This is a genomic window from Nitratireductor aquibiodomus (assembly GCF_900105565.1).
Lineage (GTDB): Bacteria > Pseudomonadota > Alphaproteobacteria > Rhizobiales > Rhizobiaceae > Nitratireductor > Nitratireductor aquibiodomus.
Map to the genome: position 1 here is coordinate 1,480,862 of NZ_FNSL01000001.1, position 16,822 is coordinate 1,497,683.

General features: G+C 61.3%; 15 protein-coding genes and 1 tRNA gene. 11 read left to right on the plus strand and 5 right to left on the minus strand.

Features of this window, described 5'->3' with window-relative positions; all coding sequences use genetic code 11:
- Positions 1–538: 538 nt before the first annotated feature.
- The 5 genes from BLW55_RS07120 to BLW55_RS07140 all read left to right on the plus strand — a co-directional run bounded on the left by BLW55_RS07120 (position 539) and on the right by BLW55_RS07140 (position 4,384).
- Positions 539–1,591, plus strand: a complete 1,053-nt coding sequence (locus tag BLW55_RS07120) for a threonine aldolase family protein (RefSeq protein ID WP_090327799.1) — start codon at positions 539–541, stop codon at positions 1,589–1,591.
- 149 nt (positions 1,592–1,740) lie between these two features.
- Entirely contained in the window at positions 1,741–2,046 is a 306-nt protein-coding gene (locus tag BLW55_RS07125; RefSeq protein ID WP_007008556.1) for a BufA1 family periplasmic bufferin-type metallophore, read from the plus strand.
- A 43-nt stretch (positions 2,047–2,089) separates the two neighbouring features.
- Entirely contained in the window at positions 2,090–3,010 is a 921-nt protein-coding gene (bufB, locus tag BLW55_RS07130) for an MNIO family bufferin maturase (RefSeq protein ID WP_007008555.1), read from the plus strand.
- Positions 2,994–3,809, plus strand: coding sequence for an HvfC/BufC N-terminal domain-containing protein (locus BLW55_RS07135; protein WP_090327803.1), 816 nt, complete (start codon positions 2,994–2,996; stop codon positions 3,807–3,809). Before bufB ends, BLW55_RS07135 begins: the two co-directional genes overlap by 17 nt.
- Positions 3,809–4,384 carry a DoxX family protein gene (locus BLW55_RS07140; RefSeq protein WP_090327806.1) on the plus strand — a complete coding sequence of 192 codons (576 nt, stop codon included), beginning with the start codon at positions 3,809–3,811 and terminating at the stop codon, positions 4,382–4,384. Before BLW55_RS07135 ends, BLW55_RS07140 begins: the two co-directional genes overlap by 1 nt.
- Before the next feature lie 258 nt (positions 4,385–4,642).
- Here the strand turns inward: BLW55_RS07140 and BLW55_RS07145 are convergent, their stop codons facing one another.
- A complete protein-coding gene (locus BLW55_RS07145) occupies positions 4,643–5,101 on the minus strand; it encodes an Hsp20 family protein (protein ID WP_007008552.1) in 459 nt (152 codons plus the stop codon).
- Between the two features lie 429 nt (positions 5,102–5,530).
- Here BLW55_RS07145 and BLW55_RS07150 point away from each other — a divergent pair, with 429 nt between their 5' ends.
- Positions 5,531–6,490, plus strand: coding sequence for an alpha/beta fold hydrolase (locus tag BLW55_RS07150; RefSeq protein ID WP_090327808.1), 960 nt, complete (start codon positions 5,531–5,533; stop codon positions 6,488–6,490).
- 6 nt (positions 6,491–6,496) lie between these two features.
- Here BLW55_RS07150 and hisN read toward each other — a convergent pair whose 3' ends face one another.
- Positions 6,497–7,267 carry a histidinol-phosphatase gene (gene hisN, locus BLW55_RS07155; protein WP_007008550.1) on the minus strand — a complete coding sequence of 257 codons (771 nt, stop codon included), beginning with the start codon at positions 7,265–7,267 and terminating at the stop codon, positions 6,497–6,499.
- 321 nt (positions 7,268–7,588) lie between these two features.
- A complete protein-coding gene (locus BLW55_RS07160; RefSeq protein ID WP_090327811.1) occupies positions 7,589–8,479 on the minus strand; it encodes an N-formylglutamate amidohydrolase in 891 nt (296 codons plus the stop codon).
- A gap of 184 nt (positions 8,480–8,663) precedes the next feature.
- Between BLW55_RS07160 and cpdR the strand changes: the two genes are divergently transcribed.
- Complete coding sequence (cpdR, locus tag BLW55_RS07165) at positions 8,664–9,026, plus strand: cell cycle two-component system response regulator CpdR (protein WP_007008549.1); 363 nt, start codon at positions 8,664–8,666, stop codon at positions 9,024–9,026.
- 117 nt (positions 9,027–9,143) lie between these two features.
- Positions 9,144–9,218 (plus strand) — tRNA-Val (locus tag BLW55_RS07170).
- A gap of 201 nt (positions 9,219–9,419) precedes the next feature.
- Here BLW55_RS07170 and BLW55_RS07175 read toward each other — a convergent pair.
- The gene (locus BLW55_RS07175) at positions 9,420–10,094 is read right to left on the minus strand and encodes an amino acid ABC transporter permease (protein ID WP_090327813.1); all 675 of its coding nucleotides are present in this window, start codon (positions 10,092–10,094) and stop codon (positions 9,420–9,422) included.
- A gap of 105 nt (positions 10,095–10,199) precedes the next feature.
- Positions 10,200–10,964, minus strand: coding sequence for a GntR family transcriptional regulator (locus BLW55_RS07180; protein WP_244509011.1), 765 nt, complete (start codon positions 10,962–10,964; stop codon positions 10,200–10,202).
- 84 nt (positions 10,965–11,048) lie between these two features.
- On the opposite strand from BLW55_RS07180, the gene kynU reads away from it, so the two are divergent.
- From kynU to BLW55_RS07195, 3 genes are all read left to right on the plus strand, one after another.
- Positions 11,049–12,272, plus strand: coding sequence for a kynureninase (gene kynU, locus BLW55_RS07185; protein WP_090327819.1), 1,224 nt, complete (start codon positions 11,049–11,051; stop codon positions 12,270–12,272).
- Between the two features lie 195 nt (positions 12,273–12,467).
- Positions 12,468–13,637 (plus strand): efflux RND transporter periplasmic adaptor subunit, encoded by a 1,170-nt coding sequence (locus tag BLW55_RS07190; protein WP_090327822.1) that lies wholly within the window; start codon positions 12,468–12,470, stop codon positions 13,635–13,637.
- Positions 13,634–16,756: an efflux RND transporter permease subunit gene (locus tag BLW55_RS07195; protein ID WP_090327824.1), complete on the plus strand. Its 3,123-nt coding sequence runs from the start codon at positions 13,634–13,636 to the stop codon at positions 16,754–16,756. Before BLW55_RS07190 ends, BLW55_RS07195 begins: the two co-directional genes overlap by 4 nt.
- The last annotated feature ends 66 nt before the right edge of the window (positions 16,757–16,822 follow it).

A 16,822-nucleotide genomic window follows, 5' to 3' on the forward strand; every position in this document is an offset into this window, starting at 1 on the left:
CACAATTGTTGCCCAGAGCCTCTCCTCACTGGGCGGTCGTTCAGTCGCCGGGCTGCCCTAACGGCCATCCGGGGTGCATGCACGGCATTTCCATTTAGAAGCCGGAGGAACGCTACCGGTCCGCTCCGGCGCATTTTCTTGTTATTGGGCGGGGCATTCCTGCCTGTGGATTCTGCTCCGGTCATTGCCGGACCGCCTTTGTCACGCCGATCATCGCTACATTACCACGACCCGGGGAGGCGTTTGCAATGCACCGTAACATGACCTGCACGTAATAAGACAGGATTGCTGTCCTAATCGCTGAAATGCCAGAAATACCAACACCAGACAAGACGGAAATGCAAATTTTTTGCGCAAAAAGCGAAAGAAAATTCCCAAACTGCAAGTATTGTCGAAATTATCCATCATCACCGCAGATCATCCTGCAAAGCAAAAGAATGACCGCAACATCTCATCCCCGGGGCTTGATACGATGGGGTGAAGCGCGCAATGTCGCGCCGCCACTGCTTATTTTAAGGTCAAAAGAGAGATCGACTGCATGAATTTCGCGTCAGACAACTGGGCCGGCGCCCATCCGCAAATCGCCGAAGCGCTTACAAACAATGCAGGCGGCTACGCATCGGCTTACGGTACCGGCGATCTGGACAGGCAGGTCGAGCGAATCTTCTGCGATGTTTTCGAACGCGACGTGGCGGTGTTCTTCGTCGGCACGGGAACGGCAGCAAACAGCCTGTCGCTTGCGTGGGCTGCCAAACCCGGCGGCGTTGCGTTCTGCCATGCAGAAGCCCATGCGATCGATGACGAAGGCGGCGCTCCGGAATATCTGACCGGAGGCGCGCGCCTTAAGGGTGTTGCAGGCCCGCTGGGGCGCATGGACCCGAACGCGCTCGACGCGGCGATCCGCGCGCATCCGGCCGAGTTCGTGCATGCAGGACAACCCATGGCCGCCTCCATCACACAGGCAACCGAGATCGGCACGCTTTACTCCCTTGACGAAATCGAGACGATCGCCGGCATCTGCCGCGAGTCCGATATTCCGTTGCACCTCGACGGCGCGCGCTTTGCCAACGCCCTGGTGGCGCTTGAAACCACACCGGCAGAGATGACCTGGAAGCGCGGCGTCGACATCGTCTCCTTCGGCGGGACCAAGAATGGCTGCTGGTGCGCGGAGGCCATTGTGGTGCTCGACCCGGCAAAGGTCGGGCAGATGCACTTCCTGCGCAAGCGCGCCGCGCAGCTCTTTTCCAAATCGCGCTTCATCGCCGCACAGTTCGAAGCGTATTTCCGGAACGACTTATGGCTAAAGACGGCGCAGCACGCCAACGCCATGGCTGCAGACCTCGCATCTGCCATTTCGGCCACCGACGGCACACGCCTCGCCTGGCAGCCACAGGCAAATGAGGTGTTTGCACTGATGACTGCCGAGAAGGCAAAGACACTGCAGGCCGCGGGCGCGAAATTCTACCCGTGGAAGCACCCTCTGTCCTTTACCGACGAGGTCGGCACAGGAGAGGTACTTCATCGGTTTGTGACCAGCTTTGCCACGGAGCGGTCCGAGATCGAAGCGTTCAGGCAGGCCCTGAACGGCTGAGCGGAAGGCGCGCGCGATAAACACCGCCTCACGCCCATGTGATGGTGGCTCGCGCGCGCTTGATTTCCAAGTGAACTGTCCCTCTGAAAAAACGGGTCCTGCCGGAGCTGAAATCCGGCTTCGACACGACCTCTAGAGGAGATCATTTCATGTCCACGAAAACCGCACTCACCGCCGCATATATTGCCGGCACAGTCGCTGCCGCCCTGTCGGCGGGCACCCTCGCCACAACCACGGCTGCCCAGGCACAGGAAAAAGAAAAGTGCTATGGTGTTTCCATGGCCGGCAAGAACGATTGCGCTGCCGGCCCCGGCACCACCTGCGCCGGCACGTCGAAGGTCGATTACCAGGGCAACGCCTGGACCTATGTGGATGCAGGCACCTGCACCACGATGGAACTGCCCGGCGAACGCATGGGCTCGCTTGAGCCGCTTGATCGCGATCTGCCGTCCTGATCGACCTGACACCGCATTGATCTGAATCGCCGGGAGGCGCCTGATGGCACGCGAATTCGCAATTCACTCCGCAAACCAGAACCGCCTCCCGGCATTCACTCCCGCCGGCAGGGCCGGCGCGAGTTTCAAACCGCAGCATTTCGATGCAATCGCAGCAGCACCAACTTCGGTCGGCTTCGTGGAAGTGCATGCGGAAAACTATATGGGCGCGGGCGGACCGCCGCACGCCGCCCTGACCGAAATCCGCAACATGCTGCCCGTTTCCCTGCACGGCGTGTGCATGTCCATCGGCGGAATGAACCCGCTCGATCCCGAACACCTCGCCCGTTTTGCCGGCCTCGTCGAGCGATACGAACCCTTCAGGGTGTCGGAACATCTCGCCTGGTCGACCCATGACGATGTGTTTTTCAACGACCTCCTGCCCCTGCCCTATACCGACGAGACGCTGGCGCGCGTGTGCGAGCATATTGACCAGGTGCAGGAAGCAATCGGCGGACCGATCCTGCTTGAAAACCCGTCCACCTATGTTCTTTTTTCCGAATCTGTCTGGAAGGAAACCGATTTCCTGCGTGAAATCGTGAAGCGCACGGGCTGCGGCCTGCTGCTCGACATCAACAATGTGTTCGTCTCCGCAACCAATCACGGCTTCAGCGCCACGGGATACCTGGCCGATTTCCCGCTGGAGCATGTGGGCGAGATCCACCTAGCCGGCCATGACGAGCAGGAGGATGACGAGGGCGCGCCGCTGTTGATCGACAGCCATGACCGGCCCGTCGCCGACCCCGTGTGGAGCCTCTACGAGACGGTTATCAAGGCGTGCGGGCCGATCGATACCCTTGTCGAATGGGATTCGGAGGTTCCCGACTGGCCGGTCCTGCGCTCGGAAGCCATTGCCGCCGAACGCATTCTCGACCGCTATCGTGGCCATCAGCAAGACGTGAAACGCCATGCGCTCCACTCCTGACCTCGTGGCGGCCAATGCGTCCACCGCTTACGATGACGCGTTCGGTTCGGTGCTTCTCGATCCGGAGCGTGCGACACCGCGGGGCGTGACCGGCCCGCACGGCAAGGCGGCGGATAAACGCTTCAACGTCTACCGCAACAATGTCACCCACAGCCTCGTCGCGGCGCTCACCGAAATCTTCCCGGCGGTGGCGCGAATCCTGGGGGAGGAGAATTTTCGAATGATCGCGCGCGATTTCCTGCGCGCGCATCCGCCGCGCTCGCGGCTCGTCTTCGAGTATGGGCATGATTTCGCGGATTTTCTCGCCGGTTTCGCACCGATCCGGCATCTGAAATACCTGCCTGACGTCGCGCGGCTAGAACGCGCCTGGCTCGACGCCTATCATGCAGCTGACCGGACGCCGCTCACTGCCGACGATCTCGGCGCGTTGCCGCCCGAGGCGCTGGCGACAGCGCTCTTCACGCCGCATCCGGCCGCACGCCTCGTCTCTTCAGACTATGCGGTCTACACGATTTTCATCGCGCACCGGGAAGGCCCGATGCCCGAGCGCATCAATGCCGGCATTGCCGAAGCTGCCCTTGTGACGCGACCATCTCTGAACGTGGAGGTGCGAAGGCTCGACCGCGGCCAGTTTCTGTTCCTCAAGACCTTAAGCCAGGGAGCGCCCCTGCAAAACGCCGCAGGCCTGGCACTTGAGAGCCAGCCGGACTTCGATCTCCAGGCGGCGATCGCCCTGACCATTGAAAGCGGCGCGTTTGAAGGCTGCCGCGCCGGCAACGATATCGACGAAAAGGACTGATGGCCGTGTTTCAGACAATCGAGGCGCTCCATGCGCGTGTCTTCTCAACCGTGGAGCGGATGCTCGACGGCTGGTTTCTGGGCTTTGCAGCCCGTTTCTCCTTCTTCGCCGTTCTCTATTTCTACTTCCTGAACTCGGCACGAACCAAGGTCGGAGATGGCTTCTTCGGCTTCTTTCACGTCGCTGACGGCGCCTACTACCAGATCGCACTGCCGGCGGTGGAAGCGGCAGGGGGCAACGTTTCGGCCGTGTCTTTCATTCCATGGGGGTTCGTTGTCTGGATGGGGACATATTCCGAGTTCGTGTTGCCATTGCTGATCGTGATCGGCCTCTTCACCCGCATTGCTGCGCTCGGCATGATCGGTTTCGTGCTCGTCCAGTCCTATGTGGACATCGCCGTGCACAATGTGGGTTCGGAGACGGCGGGAGCCTGGTTCGACCGGTTCTCGGACGGACTGATCTGGGACCAGCGCACGCTCTGGGTGTTCCTGCTTCTCTATCTCGTGGTCAAAGGCGCGGGGTTGATCTCGCTCGACGCGCTTCTTTCACGCCGCCGCACGATTTCAGACAGCTGAACCAGAAGCGGCGCCACAAGGGCGCCGCCAATACTCGATGAGCATTTCTCTGGTTTCGAGCATCGGGCCGAAACGCGGAATGCGGTTTTCGGATTACTCCGATGCTCCATCATTAGTTTAGATCGTCCCTTGTGCGTCCGAATGGACGCCGGCGATTTAGAGCGCTTCCACTTTTCATCGAATCGTAAAAGCGCTCTATCTTATTGTTTTTACGCAATTCCGGACGGAAAACTGGCAGCCACTTTTCCTGGAATTGCTCTAGTGGGCCTTGGCCTCAATCTCCTTCGCATCCTTCACCGAGGCGATGGGAATGCGGCGCGGCTTCATCTCCTCGGGGATGTTGCGCGTGAGATCAATGTGCAGAAGGCCGTTCTCAAGATTGGCGCCCGTCACCTCGACATGATCGGCAAGCTGGAAACGGCGCTCGAAGCTGCGCGAGGCGATGCCGCGATAAAGCAGTTCGCTCTCGCCCTTCTGCTCGGCACTCTTTTCGCCCTTGACGGTGAGCACGTTGCGATGGGCCTCGATGGAAATGTCCTCTTCGCCAAACCCGGCGACAGCCATCGAGATGCGATAGGCATCTTCACCCGTGCGCTCGATGTTGTAGGGCGGGTAAGTCTGGCCATTGTCCGGCTGACCGAGCGTATCAAGCATCGAGAAAAGCCGGTCGAAGCCGACGGTGGAACGATAAAGAGGCGAAAAATCTACGTGACGCATGGTCTGTTCTCCTGTTGAGCAACATTGCGTTATGGCCATGTTCCGAAACCCGCTTATGGGCGTTTCCGAGAGGCCAGCGACCCCGTTCTGGCGGCCGCAGAAAATATATGGGGACATCAAAAATCCGGTTCAAGAGCCCGACCGATCCAGATGAACGGCGGATGAACGGAGCACTCGGAAACCGTTCAGCTTGGCCCCGCTAGGGTGGCTCTACCTGATTGGCAGCCCTGTGTTGCCACCGGGTAAAGCACCGGATGTAACGTCCCTTCCACCGGTGCGGAACGCCGGAAGCGGCATGACGTCGCTTCCGGCATTCGATCTCCCAGAACCTTTCCGTTTCTTGCCTTTCAGCCCACCCGGCTCTATCAATCCATAGGAATATCATCTTCCGTCACCCCTCAACCATGCTCTTGAGGCCAATGATTCCGCATGGATGACCTGCTTATCGCCGTTCCGGAGAATCCCGCGCCAGACGGGATTGAAGCAGGCCTGTTGCAGACGAGTGACGGGATTTCGATCCGCTACGCGCGCGTGCCGGGCCGGGGCGAGACAAAACGCGGCACGGTGGTGCTGCTTCCAGGCCGCAACGAATACATCGAAAAGTATTTTGAAACGGCCGACGATCTCGCACGACGCGGTTATGGATCGGCGATCCTCGACTGGCGTGGGCAGGGTGGCTCCGAGCGGCTTCTGGCGAATGCCAATCGCGGCTATGTGGAGAGTTTCGATGACTATGTGCGCGATCTGGACACGCTGTTTGAGCAGGTCGTTCTGCCGGACTGTCGGGGCCCCTATTATATCCTTGCCCACTCAACGGGCGTGCTGATTGCGCTTCTGGCCTCCCCTAGCCTCACCAACCGTGTGCGCCGCATGGTGCTTTGCGCGCCACTGCTTGGCCTTGCCGGCTCGCCGGCCACAACGACCTGGGTGGCGCGCCTCGCCCGGTTTCTCTACGCGATCGGGCTTGGAAAAATGTATATGCCGGGCCGGCGCAACCGGCTGAAGACACCGGATTTCTCACCCGCGGCGCTGAGCTCCGACCCGGAGCGCTTCAACCGCAACCGCGCGACGGTGACGACCTCGCCGGGGCTTGCCATCAATGGCCCGACAGTGGCCTGGACGCGTGCCATGTTCCGCGCGGTCGAGCAGGTGACGGATCCGGACTTCATGGCCAGGCTGCACATCCCCTCGCTGATACTCGCAGCCGGGAGCGACCGCGTCGTTTCCAACAGCGCCATCGAAACCTATGCGCGCCACCTGCGCAGCGGTTCGCTGCTGACGATCGATGGCGCGCGCCACGAACTGCTGCAGGAGGCCGACCGCTACCGTGAGCAGGCGCTCGCCGCCTTCTTCGCCTTTGTGGAAGGAACAGGCGACATCGACTTCTGAACCGTGTCAGCGCAGGAGGGCCATCGCCTTTTCATGGAGCTGGGGCGTGGCAGCGGCAACAATGTCGCCGCCGCTTTCGGGCCGGCCGCCGGCCCAGTTCGTGATCACCCCGCCCGCCTGTTCGATGATGGGAACGAGCGCGACAATGTCGTAAGGCTGCAGGGCCGTTTCGACAACGAGGTCGATCTGCCCCGCCGCGAGCATGGCATAGGCGTAGCAGTCAGTGCCGTAGCGGGCGAGACAGACGGATTTTTCCACCCGGTCATAGGCGGGACGGCGCAGCGCATCGAACAGCGCAGGCGTGGTGGTGCACAGTGTGGCATCGGCAAGCTCGGTCGTGTCGCGGGTTTTCAATGACCGCGCACCGCCCGGCCCCTCATAGTGGGCGCCCTCACCGACCGTGTAGAAAAGCTCGCCCGTGAAGGGCTGGGACATCATGCCCGCAACCGCGCGACCCGACACGGTGAGCCCCACCAGCGTTCCCCACAGGGGCAGGCCGGAGATGAAAGCGCGTGTGCCGTCAATGGGATCGATGATCCAGCGATGATCACTTGCCTCGCCCTCAAGGCCGAATTCCTCGCCCAGTATGCCATGATCGGGATAGGCCTCGCCGATCAGCGCGCGTATCGCCTTCTCGGCCTCGCGGTCGGCCTCCGTGACCGGGTCGAAACCGCCATCGACCTTGTTGTCGATCAGCACCGGCTGGCGAAAGCGCGGCAGGGTCTGTTCTGCGGCAGCCTCGGCAATGCGGCGCATGAGGGCCGGCGACACGGTCATGGGGAACTCCTGAACTTCTGGATTTGGGATTTCTGGATTCGGCTGACAGGCGGATGGTCGGATGGTCGGATGGTCGGATGGTCGGATGGTCGGACATGATCTTCGCCGCGAATGCGGCTGTTTGCAATGGTTGTCGAACGGTTAACGCTTGACAATGCTGCAATGCAACATAAACTTCTATTCAGGCAGTTTACCTGCCGAATGCCCTTTTGGGCGTTTCCTCCCTAGACTTTAGGCCGCGTCGCCCATGCGATGCGGTCTTTTTTTACCCCGCTCTTCCGGGTCGAGGGAATTTATGTTGCACTGCGAAAAACCTGCAGGTCACTCGGCTGCGAGGGGAAGATCGGTGAAATGCCGCCCGGCGGTCAGCATCAGTTCGCACGCGAAATCTGTCAGGTCATCCATCAGGGCATTGAAACCCGGGGTCTTCTCGAACGTCCGTTCATCCATATAGAGGCTGCGGTTGATCTCGATCTGCAGCGCATGGAGCCCCTGGGCGGGGCGGCCGTAATGCTCGGTAATGAAGCCACCGGCATAGGGCTTGTTGTGGACGACGCAATAGCCGCGCGCCGATAACAGGCCGACCACCCATTCCGTCAGGATGGGCGCAGCCGACACGCCGAAGCGGTCGCCGATGATGAAATCAGGCCGCAGGCTGCCGTCTCCCGAACGCACACCCGCCGGCATGGAATGACAGTCGATCAGAATGCCATGACCGAAGGTGCAGTGCGTGTCGATCAGAAGCCGTTTCAGGCATTCATGATAGGGCTGGTAGATCGCCTCGATACGCGAAACGGCTTCGGCCAGCGGCAGCCGGCCCTGATAGATGTCGAGCCCCTCGCCGACCAGCTTGGGCACGGTGCCGAGCCCGCCGGCCACCCGCGGCGAGCGGATGTTGGCGTAGGGCGGCACCGGCTCGGAAAACATGCGCGGATCGAGTTCCCACGGCTCGCGGTTCACATCGAGATAGGCGCGCGGGAAATTGGCGGTCAGGAGAGGCGCGCCGCAGGCGACCACACCGGAGAAAAGCTCGTCCACATAGCAGTCTTCCGAACGCCGGATCACGGTGGCGTCAAGCCGGCTCATTTCGAGAAAACGCTGCGGATAATGGCGCCCACTGTGCGGCGAATTGAAGACGAACGGTGCCTCTTGCGACGCTGGGGCATGCACCTCGAAAGCCGGAATCTTCCCGAAATCCGTTGTAGCATTCATCCGTGTTTTACGCCTCCACCAAGCCTTGTCCCTGCAAAGCCTGCCACCGGCGCGCGCGCCTGTCCAGCCGCTCCACAGACTGGCCCATAAGGATTCACTTGATATTTACCATGCGAGAATCATATAGCTGATGACACATAAGCGGTTTGCGGGACGACCGCTCTCGCACGATTCGGACGGCACAATGGCACGGATTCTCCTGGCGGAAGACGATAACGACATGCGGCGCTTTCTCGTGAAGGCGCTGGAACGGGCAGGTTACGAAGTCGTGGACTTCGACAATGGCGCGGGCGCCTATGACCGGCTGCGCGAAGAGCCCTTCTCTCTCCTTTTGACCGACATCGTGATGCCGGAGATGGACGGCATTGAGCTCGCCAGGCGCGCGACGGAGATCGATCCCGACTTAAAGGTGATGTTCATCACGGGGTTTGCCGCCGTGGCGCTCAACCCCGATTCGAACGCGCCCCAGGACGCAAAAGTCCTGTCCAAGCCCTTCCATCTGCGCGATCTCGTCAACGAGGTGGAGAAGCTTTTACAGGCGGCCTGAGAGCCATTTTGCCACGGGAAGGCGCGGCATCCGGGACGGTTGTCGAAATTGCCGTAAAATCCCCAAACTACCTATTGACGCCTGCCGCAATTTTATGATCTATGCGCGGCGTCGGATGGGCGTGTAGCTCAGCGGGAGAGCACTACGTTGACATCGTAGGGGTCACTGGTTCAATCCCAGTCACGCCCACCATCCGTTTCTCATAAAAATCAAACCTTTATCGAAGAGCCCGCAGCGCTCGATGCGCAGGTTCCGTTGGCTGGCTTTGTGCCGGTTTCTGATCTGCTGAAAGGACCCCAGCGACCAGAGACGCAGCTTTCGCGCACAGGCCAATGGCAAATGCGCCCGCAGCATGTAAGCCAGAGCACGAACACAGGAGCAGTCAATGCTCCGTCAGCGTTTCACTGTCCGAAAACGCTCTTCAAGATAGGATACCAGCCGCACCGCGGGCCAGAGCACGATCAGATACATGATCGCGGCGGCGATCAGCGGTGTGGGGTTGGCGGTCAGGGCCTGGGCGTCGGTTGCCTGTTTGAGCAGGTCGGGCATGGCCACCACCGAGGCCAGCGACGTGTCTTTGGCGATCGCCACAGAATTGCTCGTGTGCGGCGGAATCGCCACACGAAACGCCTGCGGCAGGATGATCTTGTAGATGATCGCCCAGAACGGCATCCCGAGAGCCTTCGCCGCCTCCGTCTGGCCGTCGGGAATCGACTGGATGCCCGCCCGAAAAACCTCGGCCGTGAAGGCGGAAAACACGAGGCCCAGCGCCAGGGTCGCCGACGTGAAAGCGTTCAGGCGGATGCCCACAAAGGGCAATGCATAATAGATCAGCACCAGGACAACGAGGATCGGCAGCGCACGAAACACATCCACGTGCAATACAGCCAGCATGCGTACGGGACGTGGCCCGTAGAGCCGCGCAAGACAGATCAGCACACCCGCCAGCCCACCCAGCGTTATCGTGGTCAGGGCAAGAAGGATCGTGTTGCCCACGCCCCGCAGCAACATTGGAAAGATACGGACAAAAACCTCAGCATTCAGGAACGTTTCGACGAAACCCGGCATTCATTCTCCTCCCTCACCGCTCCCTGATCCCCACGGACGGACGGTTCATCTTTGAAATTCCGACGAGACAGGCAGCCGCATACTCCCTGACTTCCCTGCCCGGCTTCATGCCTGAAAGGGCGGCCCGTCGCCCGGTCGTGCCGCTACCGACCGATAGACCGCCAGCGTGAACTGAACGTGTTCGCGCAGGAGCGCAGCCGCGCACACCGCATCGCGCGCAAGCGCCGCCTCCATCAGCCGCGTGTGGTTGGCAAGGGACAGCGCTTCCTCCAGCAACGCCAGCGTCGGCGCATCGTGTTCGGCTTCACGCTCCGCATCACCACCTGGCGCAAGCAGAAGCGCCTGATGGTGCCGCCTCAACTGTTCGGAAATCTGTCGCTGAAAGGATTTCAGCCAGCCTGATCTGGCAGCAGCGAGAAGCGCCCCATGGAAGGAATCATGTGCATCCATCCAGGAGGCGAAAGCTGCCGAACGGTCTCTGCGAAGAGCAGTTGAGGCACGTGACAGTTGATGATGGCACGCCACTATGGCGCTTTCCCATTCCAGATCGCCATGGGCTATGGCGTCCTCCAGAAGTGCCGTTTCCACAACAGCGCGCGCCTGCTCGAGATCTTCCAGTTCCGCCACCGAGACGGGCGCCACGCGGTAGCCGCGATTGGGGCTGAGAACGGCAAGGCCCGCTTCTTCAAGCCGCGACAATGCTTCGCGCAGCGGCGTGTACCCGACACCATAACGCTTCGACAGCATCATCAGGCGCAGGGGCGCACCTGGCGCCAGAACACCACTGACAATATCCCGCTTGAGGGCAGCAAGCGCTCCCTCGGGCTCCAGCGGATCGCTCTGTGGCATTGTCTCGACCTCAGATTTCATATAATCAATCATATTATATATAATTTTGCGGGCCAATAGGACTTTGATCAAATGAGCATAGCCAAACAAAATCAGGATACAGACATGATGGCAAGTGCCCAGGAGAGCGACAGGCTGGACCCGCTGAAAGATTATCGCCCCAGATTCACGCTACCGGAAGGCGTTATCTATCTGGATGGCAACAGCCTCGGTGTCCTGCCGGCAGGTCTCAGCGATCGCATGAGTGACGTGATCGAACGCCAGTGGGGCGAACGCCTGGTGCGCGGCTGGAACGACGCCGGCTGGATTGACCTGCCGTCCCAGGTCGCCGGTAAAATTGCTGCCCTTGTCGGCGCCGGTGCGAACTGCGTGACCGTCGGCGATTCCACCTCGATCAATGTCTTCAAGGTGCTTTCCGCAGCCCTCTCCCTGCGTCCGGACCGGCGTGTCATTCTCTCTGACAGGAACAATTTTCCAACCGATCTTTATGTCGCCGACGGGCTTACCCGCCTCCTTGGTCAAGGCTATGAGCTGAAACTCGCCACAGCCGACACGATGGAAGAGGCCGTGGACGAAACCGTTGTCGCAGTGCTGCTGACGGAAGTCGACTACCGGACCGGTGAGCGCTACGACATGGAGGCCATGACGAGGCACATTCACGGCAGGGGCGCCCTTGCTATCTGGGATCTGTGCCACAGCGCAGGCGCTTTTCCCGTCCACCTCGATGCCGCCGGGGCGGATTTCGCCATCGGCTGCGGCTACAAATACCTGAATGGCGGTCCCGGGGCGCCAGCCTTCCTTTATGTCGCCGAACGCCATCTGAATGACGTCGCCCCGGCTCTTTCGGGCTGGATGGGGCACGACGCCCCCTTTGCGTTCACCACCGATTACAGGCCGGCAGACGGCATTGGCCGAATGAAGGTGGGCACACCGCCTATTCTCTCCCTCTCCGCGCTCAACATCGCGCTTGACGCCTTCGAAGGCGTCGACATGGCGCTGGTGCGGCAAAAATCGCAGGAATTGTGCGATCGGTTCATAGCCGAGGTCGAGCACCGCTGCCCGGAACTGGAACTGGTTACGCCTCGCGTGCGGGAGCAGCGCGGCAGCCAGGTGTCGTTCCGGCACCCTGAAGGCTATGCGATCATGCAGGCCCTCATCGCCAATGGCGTGATCGGCGATTTTCGCGCCCCCGACATTCTGCGGTTTGGCATGACACCGCTTTACCTGCGGCACACCGACATCGTGGCGGCTGCGGAAATTCTGGAACGTGTCTTGCGGCAAAAGCTCTGGGATCGGGAGGAATACCGCACCCGCGCCAAGGTGACGTGACCCCAACTCCCAGCCTGATGGACGGAGCTGTTCGGGAAAACGGCTCCGTCTGGCTCCCGTAGCCTTACGATAATTTAATACTAGAAAAGATGAAAAGCCGCCCGGAAGCTGGCATAAAGAAGATGGCCTGAAGCGACCGGTATACCGGCTGACGAGCGCCGCCTCCATTGCCAAGATCGAATAGCCGGAGCGTGCATGTCTTTCTGGAAACAGGCAGTTGCCTGCCTCATCATTCTTATCGCAGCAGCCTTTGCATGGTTCCTGTACTATCCGGGCGCGCAGGATGTGCTGGCGCGCGCGGGTCTTGTCTCTTCGGGCGAAACCTCGGCAGAAAACACCGCAACGCGCGGGCCGCAGCGCGGAGGCCGTGGCGGAGGCGCGCCCGGCCCCGTGGTGACTGCCCCAATCACCCATGCGACGATCAACGACAGGCTTTCCGCCATCGGCACCGGCCGGGCGCTGCGCTCGGTTATCGTCAATCCGCTCACGGCGGGCACGCTGGTTGAAATTGCGGTCACGTCCGGGGCTGAGGTGAAGGCCGGCGACCTTATTGCCAGGCTCGATTCAGATTCCGAGGAAATCGCTCTGGACCGTGCCGTGATCGCCCTTGATGACGCCCGGGCGACGCTCGAACGCATCAAGGCACTGCGCACGTCCAACACGGTGAGTGTGGTGCAGCAGAACGAAGCCGAGCTTGCCCTGCGCAATGCGGAACTGGCCAAGCGCGAAGCCGAACTCGCACTTGAACGCCGCTCCATCACCGCCCCCATCGACGGCACGGTCGGCATCCTGCCGATCTCGGCCGGCAGCTATGTGACGAGCAGCACGGAAATCGCCAGCATCGACGACCGGTCGCAGATCCTGGTGGATTTCTGGATCCCCGAACGCTACGCCGACCTGATCGATATCGGTTCGCCGCTGACGGCCGCGTCGGTCGCCCGGGCATCTTCGGTCCATGAAGGTGAAATCAGCGCCATCGACAATCGCATCGACCCGGAAAGCCGCACGCTGCGCATCGAGGGACGCATCGACAATCCCGACGACCGACTGCGGGCCGGCATGGCATTCACCATTTCCATGCGCTTCCCCGGCGAAACCTATCCGGCTATCGACCCGCTGGCGATCCAGTGGAGCTCTGACGGGCCGTTCGTCTGGACCGTCGAAAACGGCATGGCACGGCAAAAGCCCGTGCGCATCGTACAGCGCAACGCCGACAGCGTTCTGGTCGATGCCGAGTTCGGCGAGAACGACCTTGTCGTCACCCAGGGCATCCATAATGTGCGCGAGGGCGCGCCCGTTGAAACGGCGGGCAACCCGGCCAATGCCGGCGCCAGACTGGCCAATGCGGAAGGATCCGCGACGTGAAGGAGACGCTTCACAACGCCCAGGCGGGCATCACCGCTCTCTTCGTCCGGCGGCCGGTTCTGGCCTTTGTTTTCAACACGCTGATTGCCGTGGCGGGTCTTGCCGCCCTCTTCGGCATCGAAGTCCGCGAACTGCCGGATGTCGATCGCCCGGTCATCACCGTTTCCACCAATTTTTCAGGCGCCGCCGCAGAAACGATGGACCGCGAGGTGACCGCCATCATCGAAGGCGCCGCGGCCCGTGTCTCGGGCGTCGTGGCGATTTCGTCGGATTCTTCCTACGGCCGCAGCCGGGTGACGGTGGAATTCAGCGACAGTGTCAATCTGGACACCGCCGCCTCCGACCTGCGCGATGCGGTGAGCCGCATCCAGAACAGCCTTCCCGATGATGCAGATGCACCACGCATTATCAAATCCGACAATGATGCGCAGGCGGTGATGCGCATTGCGCTCACCTCGGCAAACATGCCGGTGCAGGAACTGACGACACTGGTGGAGGATGAGGTCGTCGATGCCTTTTCCGCCGTGCCCGGTGTCGCCGACGTGCAGGTCTATGGAGACCGCACCGAGATATTCCGCGTCGACATCGACCAGACGAAACTCTCCAGCATGGGACTGACGGTCGCCGACGTTTCGCAGGCACTCGGCACAGTCGCGTTCGACACGCCGGCAGGCTCCCTCAGCAACACGACCCAGGACCTGACCGTGCGCGCCACGGCCGCCATCTCGACACCGGAAGAGTTCGAAGCGATCTATCTCAAGGACTACGTCCGGCTGGGCGAGGTTGCGACCGTGACGCTTGGCGGCGATCTGGGAGAAAGCCAGCTGCGCGCCAATGGCCGCACCGGCATCGGGCTGGGCATTGTGCGCCAGGCACAGTCGAACACACTCGAGATTTCCACCGGCGTCCGCAAGGCGGTGGAGGACGTGCGCGAAATCCTGCCCGAAGGGGTCGACATCGAGGTCACCAGCGATGATGCCACCTTCATCAACGGCGCCATCCATGAGGTAGAGATCGCACTGATGATCGCCGTGACGGTGGTCCTTCTGGTCATCTTCATCTTCCTGCGCGACGTCCGCGCGACAATCATTCCCGGCCTCGCCATCCCGGTCGCCCTGATCGGCACACTGGCCACCATCTATCTGACCGGCTTTTCCATCAATATTCTCACCCTTCTGGCGCTGGTTCTGGCCACCGGGCTCGTGGTGGACGACGCCATCGTGGTGCTGGAAAACATCGTGCGCCGGCGCAATGAAGGCATGGGCGCGCGCGCAGCCGCCGTGCTCGGCACACAGGAGGTCTTCTTCGCAGTGCTGGCAACGACGGCAACGCTGATCGCGGTCTTCGTGCCCATTTCCTTCCTGCCGGGGCAGGCAGGTGGCCTCTTCAAGGAATTCGGCTTCGTTCTGGCCATGGCGGTTTTTCTTTCTTCCATCGTGGCGCTCTCGCTCTGCCCGATGCTGGCGTCCCGCATGCTGGCCTCCCATCCCGAAGGCGAAGCGGGGGAAGCTACCGGAATGGGCGCACGCGCCGGGCGGGCCCTTTCCACCATCTATCGACGCTGCCTGCAGGCCTGCCTCAATGCGCCTGCCCTGGTGATCGTGATTTCGGTGCTTTTCGCCGCTGCCGCCTACGGTGCGTTCGGTTTCATCAAATCCGAAATCACACCGAGCGAAGATCGCTCGATCGCCTTCATGCGCGTTTCGGCGCCACAGGGTGTCAGCCTCGACTACTTCGCGGAACGGATGCGCCGCATCGAAGCGCTGATACAGCCCCTGCGCGACAGTGGCGAGGTGGTCAGCACATTCTCGATCGCAGGTCGGGGCTCCTCCAACAGCGGCTTTCTCGTATTGCGTCTGGCCGACTGGGAAAACCGTGTGCGCAGCCAGCAGGAGATCGTCGCCGACATTTCCACCCGCGTGCGCAACGAACCCGGCGTGCGCGCCTTCGTCTTCCAGCCCAACAGCCTTGGCATCCGTGGCGCGGGCAACGGGTTGAGTTTCGCAATCGCCGGCAACAACTACGCAAAACTGACGGAGACGGCAGAAAAGATCGTCGCGGCCATGGACGAGGATCCGGGCTTCCGTCAGGCCCGCCTCTCCGACGACACGACACAGCCCCAGCTTTCCATCGCCATCGACCGCGAACGCGCGTTCGATCTGGGGATCGACATCGACGGTCTTGGCAACACGATCCAGGCGATGCTTGATGGCCGCAAAATTGGTTCGGTCTTCATCGACGACCGTAGCGTCGACGTCAAACTGGTCTCGACCACCAATCCGGTGAACGATCCCACCGATCTGGAGAACATCTACATCAAGGCCGGCGACGGACGCTTCGTGCCTTTGTCCGTCATCGCCACTCTGAAGGAACAGGCCGTACCGCCATCGCTGTCGCGCGAGGATCAGTTGCGTTCGGTCGGCGTCAACGCGGCACTCGGCGATGTCGCACTTGGCGAGGCCTATCAGCGGGCGCAGGAGATCGCCGCGCCTCTGCTCGAACCGGGCATGCGGCTTGTGCCGCTTGGAGAAGCAGCCGCGCTTGGCGAGACCGCCAACTCCATGCTGATCATTTTTGGTTTTGCGCTGGTCATCATCCTCCTCGTTCTGGCAGCCCAGTTCGAGAGCTTCGTCAGCGCCATCATCATCATGGCCACGGTTCCGCTCGGGCTCGCCTGCGCCGTGTTCGCCATGCTTCTGACGGGCACCAGCCTCAACGTCTACAGCCAGATCGGCCTCGTGCTCCTCGTCGGCATCATGGCCAAGAACGGCATTCTCATCGTCGAGTTCGCCAACCAGCTCCGCGATCGCGGGCTGGGCGTGCGCGAGGCCATCGAGGAGGCATCATTGATCCGCCTGCGTCCGGTTGCCATGACAATGATCTGCACCATTGTCGGGGGCGTGCCGCTCGTGCTCGCAAGCGGCGCAGGCGCGGAAGCACGCATCGCGCTTGGCTGGGTGATCGTCGGAGGTCTCGGCCTTTCGACGCTGTCGACCCTCTTCCTCACCCCGGTTGCCTATCTGGTGCTCGGGCGCTTCATCACTCCAAAAGTGGAGGAGGAAGCAAGGCTCGAACGCGAACTTGACCACGCGTCGCGGATCGGCGGGAAGGCATCCTGACGGATGCCTCTTCTGGCGGGTGACAATCGCAGTACAAAACTGTATCTGTGCGCGGCGCGCGGGTGG